At 51.9% G+C, this 13,066-nt stretch carries 9 protein-coding genes; 2 read left to right on the top strand and 7 right to left on the bottom strand.

Annotated features, from left to right (window positions below):
* Nucleotides 1-16 precede the first annotated feature (16 nt).
* Nucleotides 17-1,642 (top strand): L,D-transpeptidase family protein, encoded by a 1,626-nt coding sequence (locus AC2FFP_RS22215; RefSeq protein ID WP_496769831.1) that lies wholly within the window; start codon nucleotides 17-19, stop codon nucleotides 1,640-1,642.
* A gap of 112 nt (nucleotides 1,643-1,754) precedes the next feature.
* Nucleotides 1,755-4,499, top strand: coding sequence for an AsmA family protein (locus tag AC2FFP_RS22210; RefSeq protein WP_496881521.1), 2,745 nt, complete (start codon nucleotides 1,755-1,757; stop codon nucleotides 4,497-4,499).
* A gap of 11 nt (nucleotides 4,500-4,510) precedes the next feature.
* On the opposite strand, the gene AC2FFP_RS22205 is transcribed toward AC2FFP_RS22210, so the two are convergent.
* From AC2FFP_RS22205 to AC2FFP_RS22175, 7 genes are all read right to left on the bottom strand, one after another.
* Nucleotides 4,511-5,011: a hypothetical protein gene (locus AC2FFP_RS22205; RefSeq protein ID WP_282171046.1), complete on the bottom strand. Its 501-nt coding sequence runs from the start codon at nucleotides 5,009-5,011 to the stop codon at nucleotides 4,511-4,513.
* A 124-nt stretch (nucleotides 5,012-5,135) separates the two neighbouring features.
* Complete coding sequence (locus AC2FFP_RS22200) at nucleotides 5,136-6,749, bottom strand: mechanosensitive ion channel family protein (protein ID WP_496881520.1); 1,614 nt, start codon at nucleotides 6,747-6,749, stop codon at nucleotides 5,136-5,138.
* Nucleotides 6,746-8,068 (bottom strand): mechanosensitive ion channel family protein, encoded by a 1,323-nt coding sequence (locus AC2FFP_RS22195; RefSeq protein WP_496881519.1) that lies wholly within the window; start codon nucleotides 8,066-8,068, stop codon nucleotides 6,746-6,748. Before AC2FFP_RS22195 ends, AC2FFP_RS22200 begins: the two co-directional genes overlap by 4 nt.
* Before the next feature lie 154 nt (nucleotides 8,069-8,222).
* Nucleotides 8,223-9,446 (bottom strand): carbohydrate porin, encoded by a 1,224-nt coding sequence (locus tag AC2FFP_RS22190; RefSeq protein ID WP_496881518.1) that lies wholly within the window; start codon nucleotides 9,444-9,446, stop codon nucleotides 8,223-8,225.
* 62 nt (nucleotides 9,447-9,508) lie between these two features.
* Nucleotides 9,509-9,910: a hypothetical protein gene (locus tag AC2FFP_RS22185; RefSeq protein WP_496845315.1), complete on the bottom strand. Its 402-nt coding sequence runs from the start codon at nucleotides 9,908-9,910 to the stop codon at nucleotides 9,509-9,511.
* A 72-nt stretch (nucleotides 9,911-9,982) separates the two neighbouring features.
* The gene (locus tag AC2FFP_RS22180; RefSeq protein WP_496769819.1) at nucleotides 9,983-11,374 is read right to left on the bottom strand and encodes a metal-dependent hydrolase family protein; all 1,392 of its coding nucleotides are present in this window, start codon (nucleotides 11,372-11,374) and stop codon (nucleotides 9,983-9,985) included.
* 62 nt (nucleotides 11,375-11,436) lie between these two features.
* Nucleotides 11,437-12,828 carry a metal-dependent hydrolase family protein gene (locus AC2FFP_RS22175; protein WP_496845314.1) on the bottom strand — a complete coding sequence of 464 codons (1,392 nt, stop codon included), beginning with the start codon at nucleotides 12,826-12,828 and terminating at the stop codon, nucleotides 11,437-11,439.
* Between the last annotated feature and the right edge of the window lie 238 nt (nucleotides 12,829-13,066).

Below are 13,066 nucleotides of genomic sequence, written 5' to 3'. Positions count from 1 at the left end.
GCCGCAGGAGGTATTGGTGGGTCACGTTAAGTCGTTAGTCGCGATTTCGCTAACTGCATTGGTAACAATATTCCCCAACCCAAGCGTCGCAAACGAGATCTCAGAGCAGATTGCTGCTCTACTCGGTGCCGAGTTGGAAGTGAGTAGCACGCTACCTGACAGCAAGAGCTTGGATGCTGAAATCCTAGTGCCGCGTTTTTACGAAGAGAGGGACTTCACTCCTGCGTGGACACGCGATGAATTGTCAGACGAACTCTTTGATGAGTTGGATAGTGCAATAGAACAGGGCTTCAGACCGGAAGATTTTGACTTAGCGGAGCTTCAAACCGCATTTAAGGCCGCCCAAACTGGCGATGTTTCTAATCAAGCTTTGTTCGATATTCTGGCAACGGACGCTGCGGTGAAACTGGTCCATCATTTGGTGTTTGGAAAAGTAGACCCAAATGCACTGGACGACGATTGGAACTTCTCAAAACCGGTAATTCAACAAGACCCAGCCGTTGCCCTGAATCAGTTTCTTAAAGGTGAAGGTTTTAGCGCGTTAATCGCACGTATTGATATCGACAATGCGCAGTACGTGATGCTTGTCGAAGCACTGAGTAAGTATAGGGCCATTGCTTTACAGGGCGGTTGGACCAATGTTCCGGATGAAACCGTTCTTAAACCAGAGATGGTGGACCCTGCCGTCGCTAAGCTGCGCGAAAGGCTGGCGGCAGAAGGCTACGTTGAAACAAGCGGTTCTTCTGAAGATGGCGAAAACGGCACAAACCCAGCTTGGGTTTACGACGATAGCTTGGTGAAAATAGTCAAATCCTTTCAGAGTCGGCATGGATTAGAAGCCGATGGGGTCATTGGCGGTAAGACGTTCGCATCGCTAAACAAACCGGTGGAAGATCGCATAAACAAGTTGCGTCTCAGCTTGGAACGCGGCCGCTGGCTTATGCGGGAAGTCGACGACGAATTCGTGCTGGTGAACATTGCAGGAGCCCGCACATATTTGGTTACATCGGATGGCACGCTTTGGACCACTAGATCAATCACAGGGTCAGCCTATCGAAAGACCCCGGTGTTTCGAGATGAAATTGAGTACATGGAATTCAATCCCACCTGGACCGTTCCCGCCTCGATTTTTCGTAAGGACAAACTTTCGCGCATCCGCAAGGATCCAGCCTATCTGACACGCAACAATTATGTCGTTCGGAACAAGGATGGCCAGACAATCCCCGCAAACGCTGTAAACTGGGGGGCGAAGAACCCCGGCGTGACCCTGGTTCAGCAACCGGGCCCAGACAATGCGCTGGGTTTGGTTAAGTTCATGTTTCCAAACAAATACGCTGTATACTTGCACGACACAAACGACAAAACCCTTTTTGACCGAAACGAGAGAAATCTCAGTTCCGGCTGCGTTCGCCTTGAGTATCCGTTCGAGTTCGCGAGCCTTCTGATGGAGGGAGAGCCAGATTGGAGCCGACAGAAGATGCAGTCCATTTTGGATAGCGGAAAGACAACGCGCGTTGATCTACCTGAGCCAATGCCGGTTCTTTTAACATACTGGACAGCGTGGGTCGAAGACGGGGTCGTTCATTTCCGCGAGGACCCATACGAGCGGGATGCTCGTATCCTGGCGGCTTTGGACCGATGAGCACTAAATGCGCGGCGCGCGCGAACCGAATTATGTGCCCATCTAGTCCAGCAGATTGGCGAACGCCGAATTGCAGATAGACCAAACGGCGTAGGCGACGACAGGGGGATGCATGAGGACTTGGCTTCTTAGATCAATTGGGATTGTCGTACTACTTGTGTTTGCAACAATCGGATTTGTTTGGTTGCTACTTGCTGCGCCGCTATTCTCGGAGATGCGACGTGACCTGGTCGAAAAAGTCCTTTCTGAACAAATCGGACAGCCGATTGTGGTTAATGACGATGTAAGTGTCGCGCTTGGACGCATTACCCACATTTACGTCGGTGGTGTGGTTATCCCGAGCCAAACTATGCCGGAAACATCTCTTGCAGAATTGAACCTTCTGGAACTGGAAGTGGATGTTGCTGCTTTGGCCAATCGACGTCTGCACTTTGACAACCTCGTCGTTGACGGTCTCCAGGCGAATTTCCTTACAGCTGCTGACGGCACTACAAGTTGGCGAAAAGGCCGACCGACGCCAAAACCTGAACCCGAAAACGCCACGGAAGAGGACAATCAAGAGGCTATAGCTGAGACCGGCGGATCCAATGAGGGCGACCCAGAAGGTAGTGGAATCCTCTCATTCCTGAGCGACAAGAATGTAACTTTCACATCCATTGGGTTGAACATTGATGATCAATCCTCTGGCTTTTCGTTCGTGTTTGACCTCCAGTCTCTCGCTCTGGAACAGGTAGACAAAGGGCAAAGAACAAAGGTCTCGGGGACAGGCTCCGTCAACGGCCAAAGTTTCGAAATCGAGGGTGACTATCCTCATAGTGCGCCGTTTGCGACGCGCGCCAATTTTGGCGAAATGACGGTAAGCTACGACGGCGAACCTTTTTCGGAAAGCGAGGGAGGTGGCTATCGTGCTGTCTTGCAGATGGACACTGGTGAATTCGGTGACTTTCTTGAAGTCATTGGGCTGGAGCGAGTTCTGGAAGGGAATGGCCAGTTGCAAGCAGAGCTTGTTTCTCAGGATGCTCTGAAAATCGAGACCTTTACGACCACCGTAAACCTTGAGGACGGACAGCAACTTACAGCAGAAGGATCGATAGAAGACCTCTACACAGCTCGGGGCGTTGATCTGCTATTCGACGCGCGGCTTTATCCTGAGGGGCAGCCGCCGAACGCAGCAAAGAGTTTCCAGGAGCTGAAGTTCACAGCCTTTGAAATGCACATGGTAGGATCACTTGCGTCTTTCGAGTTCGAGAAACTTCTGTTCCAAACTAACGCATTTGATCAAGGCCTGGACGTGATCGGGCCAGCCTCTATCGAACGCATTCGCCGCATGCCCGATGGTCGGCTTGCGATGCTGGGCATCGCCTTACAGGCTGGACCCATTGAGGACCCAATTCTAAAGGCCGACGGCGAAATTCTCGACCTGCTTCAGCTTCAGGACGTGACTTTCGAAGGCATACTCAACGGGCCGGCCAAATTGATTTTGCCAAATATGGATGAAGATTTTGTCGATCAGCTCGGTGGCATAAATGCCGACTTCAGCTTGTCCAATGAAGGAGGGCCTGTTTCGCTCAACAGGTTTAATGCAACCACCTATGGCACAGATATTTGGGCGCTTGACCTCGCGCTATCGGTCAGCGAATTGAAAGGGCTGTCAGGCCTTGATTTTGACGTGGAACTGGATGTCAGCGACGGAGCTAGTTTTCTGACTGCGCTTAAATTGCAACCTGTCGAGATTGGCGCACTTGCCGTCGATGCAGTGACGTCGAAGCAGGGCGAGGACTTCACTACCTCAATCGAGTTTGAAGCCGGTTCGTCACACCTTCTGGCCGCTTTGGATGCAAAATTTCCCGAGGGCGCTTCTGTAATTCGCGGAAACGTTGCGAGTAAAAGGCTCGATTTAAACGATCTAAAAAACCTGACCGCTACGCTGGACCAGCTTAAAAGCTTGGTAGGCGACGCTTCAAAAGATCCTGAAACCGACGTACAGCCCTTGGTTCTACCGAAGGAAACCAACGTACAGCCCCTGGTTTTACCAAAGGAGAAAGGAAAGCCAGCCGATCTTCTGGATGTGCAGCGCGTACTGAGAGAGGCTGACGTTCAGGTACAGATCGACTTTAAGGAGATTGTTGGCCAACAAGGCGTAACTTCTGTTTCCAGCCAATTGTCTGCAAAAGAAGGGACCGTAGATTTTGGCCCGCTCCAGATGGCTTATGGCGGTGGAAACTTCAGCCTACGGGCAGTGATGGATCTGATTGACTCACCTGATTGGCTCTCCTTGTCGGGGTCAACCTCAGGATGGGAATTCGGAGAGATTCTCGATGAACTGGGTATCGGGATAGATGCATATGGGCGATTGAGTGGTGAGTTCAACGTTTCAGGCAGTACCGCGTCTGGCAATGCGTTTGTGAATTCCATGCGCGGCACTGCTTCTTTATCGATGTCACAAGGCTATGTCAGCACCAGCCTTCTGGAGTTGGCAGGGCTTGGTATTTTCCCATGGCTGTTTTCAGAGGAACTCCGTCAAGGTTACACGGACATAACATGCGTTGTGGCACCAATTAAAATCGAAGCCGGCCGGGTAAGCTCAGACTCCATCGTGGTTGAAACGGGTTCTGTTCAATTGGTGGCCAAGGGCCAAGTGGATTGGGTCAAAGATATTATTGCGATCAGGGCAGAACCTCGTCGAGTTGGCAAACCGTTATCCCGTAGCGCGTGGCCGTTTGATGTGACCGGTCAACTTTCGTCACCGAAGTTCAAGTTGGATGTCGGTGGATCCAGAAACAAGGCTCCGGAAGGTGCTGATGCGATGCCAGCAGACAGGCAACCGTGCGTGCCAGACATGAATCAGCTTCAATAGTCGGTCACGACCTAGTTCTTGAGTGGTTCAGGCTGTTCTGCCTGACATGCCAAAACGGCCTCGATGGCTTTCGAAGACCCACTCAGATCAAGTTCTACTTCGGTTCCACTTTCACCAATTATCGTGACGCTTTGGCGCTTGCCGAATTCGGTTACAAACGCGGGGTTGTCGAAAAAGGCGTAACCCCCGGGGACGCCATTTTTAAAAACACCTACGGCTTCGCCTTCAAACTTTGCGTCACCGAAATCGAAGTTCACGATACCGGTTGATCCGTCCTCAATCTGAACCCAGGCCGGATTGTAGGCGGCAAAGAAACCGCCAGCCTGATTGGGTGCGACACCAATTTCAACTGTCATGTCGTCTTCGAAGGGCTTCCACGCGAGGCAGCCGTTTCCTTTCTCGAGGTCGATCAAAATTGTCCAGTCGCCAGACTCACCCCACCGCTCCATACCAGCGGCAAGAGCGCCACTCGCGAGAAGCGTTACTATTGCGGTAAATGTCCAATTGATCATCTGGAACCCCAAAACGTTCTGAAAACTATTGCATTAATCCTACCCATTGCTCTGGATCAATCAAACTAATCCGACAACCTGCAAGGGCGGGGTTTAGTAGACCCAGAGTGGACTTGGTATTCTTTTACTCCGCTATATGAGCAAGCTTTCCATCCCATTCCTCAGTGGGAATCTTAGGACTTGGCGGGTCGGCCATGTAGGACGGTGTCATAATTTGCGTACCGTTCTCGTTGAACACTTCCACGATGTTTTGGTGTAGATCAGACAGAATCTTAGGCAAACTCGATCCTCGAGATGTGTATGCGTTAATTTCGTAATTGATGGCATAGTCAGCCAACTGTGTCCAAAGTACAAAGGGCTCCGGGTTTTTCTTCAAACTCTGTGTGCGATGAGCCGCCTCTATCAACATTGCCGTGATTTTTTTTGGCGGCTCCTCGTACCCGATCCCGACCGTCGTGTGCACGAGAAGGCCTCGACCATCGACTTTGCGCGAATAATTCACGACCTCTGAGTTCAACAACTGAGCGTTTGGAATACTGATCATTTCGTTTTTGATGGATTTGATAAGTGTTTCCATAAGCTTGATTTCGGTTACGTCCCCTATCTTGTCGCCAACCATTATTCGATCACCAACATTCGTGCTGCGCCGATAGATGACAAACAGACCTGCCATCATGTTCGATACAACTGTGTTAGATCCCAACGAGACCATGATACCGGCAAGAATTGTCAGGCCTTGAAACGCCCGGGAACCTGAGCCCGGAATGTATGGGTAGGCGAACACCAGTGCGATCACGATGATCAAAGCCCTGAACAGCATGTTCGTTGGCGCGATCCAGTGCGCCTCGAAATCTTTGATTTCGAATGCACCGTTCTCCAGGTTGTCAAAGAACAGATCGAGGCCGCGGATCGCAAATCGACATAAGGCTGCAATAATCACCAGCATGATCAGGTTTGGGATGTACCCAACGACAGCCAGCACAACATTTATCAATGGCTCACTAACGTACTTTAGAAGAACTTGAGCGATGGCCTGGGTTTCCGCGAAAGACAGCAAAACCAAGGACAGGTAGTAATAGAGAAAAAACAGAAACAGCACCCACATCAAAGCATGAATTGAATAAACGATGATAGACGCGATTGCCCTACTTCGTAGGATTGACTTAGTAGCTTCCTCGACGCTTTCCGCTCTCTTCTCAAGGTTGTTTCTAATGTAGCCTAGAAACTTCTTCCGTTTGGCAAAGAAGAAGTATGACACCAGAGCAAATATTGCTGTCCAAGCTACAGCGGCCAGCGCGCTGTCAACGCGGCCTTCGCTGGATCGCGCTTCCCGGTACTTTAATATGGCAATTTCGATGGCCTCTGCTTGCAGCCCGGCCAGAACTTCAATGTCCATTTGTTCGTGGTCTGCGTCAGCCTGAGTGGTAATAGTAACCATATGACCGTCGACACGTATCAGTTGCCCAAATTCAGCCCGGGAGATTTGGATGTCGACGGTTTTGCTCTCTGACTTATCCGCGACTTGAGTAATTCTTTCTTCAATCTTTGCGGCCCTGTCCGTTGCAGGCAATGCGCTGGATCCGCGGACGACAAAAAGTTCATCCCCATCGACAACAACAGGTGCTATGAATTCGGGATCTTCTCGTTCCTGCTGTGGCAGCAGTATTTCTTCTGACTGGGCCGAGGCGACACTGCAAAGAAGTAGAAAGGACATCAACCATATTACTAATGCTCTCATGTCTTTGCTCCTTCCACTGGGATCAGGTGAACATCGCGCTGCGGGAACGGTATTGATATTCCTTCTTGGTCAAACCGCTCCTTGGCTTGTCCTGTGAGGTCCCAATAGACAGTCCAATAGTCGTCAGACTTGGACCACGGTCGACAATAGATATTGACTGAATTGTCGCCAAGCTCACCAACAAATATTTCTGGATCAGGCGATTTCAGGCATAGTTCATGCCTTCCGACCAATTCTTTCAGCACATTGATAGCGTGGGCAGCATTGTCTGAATACGCGATACCAAAAACCAGATCGACGCGACGCTCATCAGATGCGCTGACATTTGTGATTACGTCACCCCAGATCTTACTATTCGGCACAATGATGATCTGGTTGTCGAAGGTGCGAATTTTTGTCGATACAACCGACATCTCGTCAACAAAACCAGATGACCCGCCAACCTGAATGTAGTCTCCGGTATCGAATGGCTTTAAAACCATGATCATCAGACCGCTAGCGAGATTGCCCAGCGTTTCCTGAAGCGCAAAGCCAAGAATGAAAGACAAACCACCAAATATTGCAAACAAAGGAGTGACGTTCACACCAAACAAGGCAAGTACAACCAGAATGCCGAGAATAAAGACCGCCCAATACACTGCGGTCGCAATGAATTTCTTAAGCATCCGCGAAATTGTAGGTATTTTTTCAAGGCCGCGCTCAGTTAGACGACACACCACTTTGGCGACAAACAACATGACCCAAACAGCAGCCAAAACACCCAACCCAGCCAATAGAAGACCAGCACCTCCCTCCCAGGAAACCAACCATTGGAGAGCGTTATGAAATAGCGTCTGTATATCCGTTGTTTTAAGTACGCCAGTTTTGAGCGCTAAGACATAGTCGGTATGCGGTTTCAGGTCTTCTTCGGCGGCGCCCTTTAGGGCCCACTCGTTCAAGACCAGAGTGTAATTATCCAAAATTACAGTGCCAGTATCGTTTATCAAAGAAAGCTGTGATCTCAGGTCATCTTCTTGCGCTTCGTTTCCGGCCTGAAGGCTAAGATTGATACGGGCAATTTCTTCAAGTTGGTTGCGGACATGGTCTTGCCAGGCAACAGCAATTTCCGAAAGCTCATCAGTCGTCAGCGGAACAAGCAGTATCTCCAGGTCACCGGCAGAAATTGATTTGTCGGCAACCTGAGTTAAGAGATCTACTTGCTGTACCTCAGCAGGTTCCTGTTCACTCGCCGCTTTCTGTGCGTACGCTGGACCAGCGTTTGACGTCGAAACCGCCGCAGCAAAGAGCAAGATAACCAAACCGTAGATGTATCGCGCCATGACACTAAAGCTCCCACATAAAGACTGAAGAGATCATTAGGAGACCGAAGAAGTCTGCCATCAAAAATAGTTGGGGGGGCGACCCACTCACTTGCCGCCCCCCGTCCGTTCCGGCCAAAATGAAGCCCGAACGGAAACTGCTACCCGGCATGCATCACAGATTGACCCTCAGTCTCAGTCCAAAGACCAGCGGGTCGTTCGAGTTTGATCCGGGATTTTTCAGGTATTGCACGTCCGCCGTCAGTGCCAGATTGTCGGCCAGGTCTAAACGGTAGAAAACTTCAAGTGTCGTTTGATTGGGCAATCCTGGTGACGTCAGGTCGGCAACAGTGGCCGCTATGCCAAAGAGATCATCATATGTGCCAGGTCGCCACATCAAGCCTGCGTTGATAGCACGCGTGGCCAGCGCACCCCCGCCATTGGACCATCCCAGCCGTCCGAAGATCATCAGTTGGTTGTCAAATGTATGGTTGGCAGAAAGTGTGGCACCATATGTTTCCGGAACGCCTCTTTGTTGGCGCGCATCTGTGTGAAACATCCCCAAATGAACATTCGTAAGAAATCGTTTTGATTTTTCGGGCGTCCAGCCGATCTCGGCGTATTTGTAGAATTCGCTACCCCCGGAAAACCACTCGATGTCTGTGAGAGACCCATTGGCATCGCTAACTACCCCTAACGCGTAAATTTGATCCGTCAGGTAGCCGCCGACCGTGACACCAAAACCGGGATCGGGGATTGGCAGCACCGGGCTAAACAGGATTGAATAGTTCGAAAAGGTCGTCCTTGGGTTCACGTAACCCAGAATGTCAGAGTAGTCGCCCGGATCGATCCGACCCGCCACCACTCCTCCGCGTCCGTTTGCGAAGGCTTGTTGCCAGTAAGCTACCGACAAGGTCGTGTTCGTGTCCCCAAACGTGACCGCAGTTGCCCCTTGATATCCAATTTGCGCAGGCAGTGCTGAGGGTGCAATGGGCTGGCCCAACCGGTGTCGGTTCTCCAGAATAAAGACAAGGCTACCCGGGTTTTCACCACCCCGGTTTGCCAATTCCCACGTCCCAATCATCCTGAGCTGACCGGATGCAGATTTGTCCTGCCCGGTCAGGCTGTGAGAACTGCGTTGGTATAGCGCTTGGTAATCAAAGCTGAGCGCCAATCCGGTGTTTTCCCTAAATCGACCCAAAGCGGTTTCGGTTGGATCAATGGCACGGTCCAAACCGGGCCATCGAGAGTCTTCAAGTCTGCGCAGCCTATCTTGCTCCTGTTGCGCACTGGCTGATCCCGGGCCGCCCAACGAAACCTGGGCTGCGGCCTCCAGTTTCGCCTGAGCAGCATTTTCCTGGGCATCAGCAGCACTACTAAAAAGTGCAAAGGCGCTCAATAACGCGGCGGCAAGGGTCGGTCGTGGTGGAAGATACGACCTCTGGTGCGACAAACCTCCAATCACTTTACGTCATCCACTGCTTTGATTTCGGGAACACGTTCCAGCGCCGCAGCCATGTCGGCGCTGCTCATCAACTCGATCATCTGGTAATCATCAAGCAGGCCATCGCCGAGGCGGCTGACATAGAAGGCCTGGATAAAGGTTGGATCGTCTGGCAGGGAAACGGTGATGTAGTTCTTCCCGTTTCCAAGCCCCCAGTAATAGCTCAAAAGCTCTCCACCGAGCGCTTCGATCCCGCCCTTCACCGAGGCTGCGCGATCCCCCGGATTGGCGATCTGCATTTCCCAAGCGGTGCTATTGGACGTGCCAATGAACAAAAACGTACGCATGCTTTCGGCGTCTTCAGCTGCGGCAATTGAACCACAGATCGCCATAAAGACGCCAAGGCTGAGATGTTTCACAGTCTTTCCTTTCAGGGAAGGTTTCTTGGCTGAAGTGTGGGGTTATCAAAGATAGACCACCCCACTTTCCTTTTATTCCAGCGTATTCTTGTAGAATTTGCCGTCCTTCATGATGACACGAATGGTGTCGAAACCTTCTTCACGCGGTTCCGCGTCAAACCATTTCGGTTGGGCCCCCAAGACAGAAAGATCTTCCAGCGGGTTGCCATCGACGATCAGGATATCGGCGTAGGCTCCTTCTTGGATCACCCCCAACTGCTCCGGATAAGGATTACGTTGGCCAGTCAGCTGCGCCAGTTCGCCCGCGGTCGACGTAGCGGAGACCAGCATCGCATGATTGCCGAACCAATCGGCAAACTGGTACTTTTCGAAATCGCGATGGGCACGGCCCTGATCGAGCGTTGACAGTACTGTATCAACGTTGTGCACGACCTTGGGTTTGTATTTCTTGACAAGCGCGATGAGATCCTTGCTTTGGTCATGTGCAACCGCAAGCTTGATGCCTGCTGGCGTACCCGGTGCAAAGTTGGGGTGCTCAAACAGAATCGGTGAGAACCCGGCGGTGTTGAGGGACCAGAATATTCCTTCATCAGCCATGCGCTTCACGGTTTCTTCTGTGACCATCTGGCCGTGTTCAATGACCTTGACGCCCGCATCCAGTGCCATTTGGACAGTTTCGTCCGTGTATGCATGCGTAAAGGCGTAAGTATCAAAAAAGGCTGCGACCTCTACGGCCGCCCTGATCTCTTCCACGCCGTATCCCACAGACCAAAGCGGGTCTAATTCCGAGGAAACACCGCCGCCGACGGTTAGCTTGATTTGTGTGGCCCCATAGCTGAGGTTCCGGCGCGCGGCCGTTCTGATTTCGTCTACGCCGTCTGCAACGACCGCGAGATTGAGTTCTTCCACCTGTGCGACGGGGCCACCTTCAGCCCGGGCACGAGGGCTGCGCCAGTCCGTGTGACCAGATTGTGGGCCGATGCACGCGCCGCTCGGGTAAATCCGTGGCCCGACAAGGATATCCTGATCGATCAGCTTTTTCATCGCATCGCCTTGGCCACAGGCATCGCGAACCGTTGTGTACCCATCCATAAGGTAATCACGCGCGTTTGCGACTGCCATCGCGCCGACGCCGTCCCAATTCGCATATTCCGCGCCGCCAAAGCTTGTGAACAGACCGGTTAGGTTCAGGTGGACGTGGCTGTCGATCAGCCCCGGCATCAATGTGCGACCACCTCCATCCACAACCGTCGCGCCAGGTGCGTCGATGGCCTCGGTGGACACTTCTTTGATCAAGTTGCCTTCAACCAAAACGCTGGCGTTCTCGATCCGCGCCTCATTTACTCCGTCAAAGACATGGACGTTGGTGAACAGGGTTTGTGGCAGGGTGTCCTGCGCAAACGCGGCAGTGGCCGTGAAAAAAACCAGGCTCGCGACGGCACCCGTCTTTGTCGAAATATTCATGTCCTTCTCTCCCTTAAAATTTAGTGCGCGGGGTGCCGAGGTAAGTTCACCCCACGCGACACTCAGTCGAGTGTGTTCTTGTAGATCACGCCATCCTTCATGATGATCTTCAGATTGGTGTCGGGATCGGACAGCAGCAGGATGTCCTCCAGCGGGTTCCCGTCGACCAATAGAAGATCGGCGTATGCACCCACTTCGACCACACCCAGCGGGCCGTCCTGATAAGGATTGTTCAAACCAGTAAGACGGTTCATGCGCGCGCCGTTTGAAGTTGCGATGCGCAATATGTCGAAGGGTGTGAAATTCGCTTCAAGCAGGTATTTGAACTCGTCGCTCATCTTCTTGTCCTGCTCTAGTGTTTGGTCCCAGTTGTTGATGAGGTCAGTGCCCAGGGTATAGAGGTCGATCATGCCTGGCGTGGTTTGAATTACTTCAATCATGTTGGCCGCGGCATCCCGCACCGTCTTCCACTTCGCAAACGACGCTGGTGTGTAAAATGCTTCGGCCTGCTCGGTGGAGACCGAGTAGACCGGAGCCACGGCGGTCGCAAACATGATCTGTTTTTGAACCATGACCTCGGCCACTTCCGGAGTCAGAAACGGGATGTGTTCGACGGTCTTCGCGCCATTGTCGATACAGTTTCGGATCGCCTGTTCAGTGAACACATGGCAGGTCACATATGTGCCCCACTGTTCGGCGGTTTTGACTGCCATCTGGATTTCATCGGCTTGGTACTGAAGCGAATGCAGGGGGTCGAACTCGGACGTAACACCGCCGCTGACCATAATTTTGATCTGGGTTGCCCCGCGGCGCAGGTTCTCGCGTACGGCCATCCGGATCTGATCCGGCCCATCGGCTATAAAGCTCATTTCACTTTCGACCCAATGTGATGGTCCTTGCCCAGACAGTGTGGGATGCCGGTCGTTCAGTTTACGGAAGTCCGCGTGCCCGGATGTCTGGGTGATGAAGGCTTCAGAGGAGTAAATGCGCGGCCCGGGAAACATGCCGGAATCTATAATGCGAGCGATGGATTTTGCTGGTCCGCCCAGGTCCCGGACAGTGGTGAACCCATTCATCAGGATGCGTTCAGACCGAATTGTCGCGACGCCGCCAAGATGAAAGGGTGTGATATTCTGGCGCAACCCATCGCTGAGAGGGTTGAACACCGTAAGATGCACGTGTTGATCATGCATTCCGGGCATCAGTGTGCGCCCACCACCGTCGATGATTTGCGCATTGGCGACGGCAAGCGGCTCAGTCGAGACCTCGGCGATCAGGTTATCAACGACCAAAACATTTGCGTTCTCGATCCGCGCTTCGTTCACCCCATCAAAGACATGAACATTTGTGAAAAGGATCGGGAAACTTTCTTCCTGTGCAGCGGCATGAGTTGGAAACAGATGGCTCGCAGCTAGTACTGCGGGCACAAGTATGCGCATCAGACATCCGTTCATCAGGGCTCCTATCAACAAGAATCGCAAAAGGCGCATTTAGGAGTCATTATAGAATTCGAATAACTTGATGCCTGACAATTTGCCGGTTCGTGAAAAATAGTTTTGGAAAACTGCAAGATTTCATAATTTTATTGTGGGAATTTCCTACACTCGGGCATATCGCGAATTTCTGGAGAAGAGATGACAAGAAGACTTGGTAATAACACGGATCAGTCGCTGCCACTCGTCAGGGCTTCAG

The sequence above is a fragment of the Ruegeria sp. YTSC004 genome, assembly GCF_059609805.1.
The sequence above is the reverse complement of the archived record's forward strand: the minus strand, read 5'-3'. Positions and strand labels throughout refer to the sequence as shown.

Coding starts and splice junctions, on each gene's coding strand:
- AC2FFP_RS22200 (WP_496881520.1), bottom strand. CDS start 6,749: ATGAGAGCATTAGTAATATGGTTGATGTCCTTTCTACTTCTTTGCAGT.
- AC2FFP_RS22205 (WP_282171046.1), bottom strand. CDS start 5,011: ATGATCAATTGGACATTTACCGCAATAGTAACGCTTCTCGCGAGTGGC.
- AC2FFP_RS22180 (WP_496769819.1), bottom strand. CDS start 11,374: ATGAATATTTCGACAAAGACGGGTGCCGTCGCGAGCCTGGTTTTTTTC.
- AC2FFP_RS22210 (WP_496881521.1), top strand. CDS start 1,755: ATGAGGACTTGGCTTCTTAGATCAATTGGGATTGTCGTACTACTTGTG.
- AC2FFP_RS22195 (WP_496881519.1), bottom strand. CDS start 8,068: ATGGCGCGATACATCTACGGTTTGGTTATCTTGCTCTTTGCTGCGGCG.
- AC2FFP_RS22175 (WP_496845314.1), bottom strand. CDS start 12,828: ATGAACGGATGTCTGATGCGCATACTTGTGCCCGCAGTACTAGCTGCG.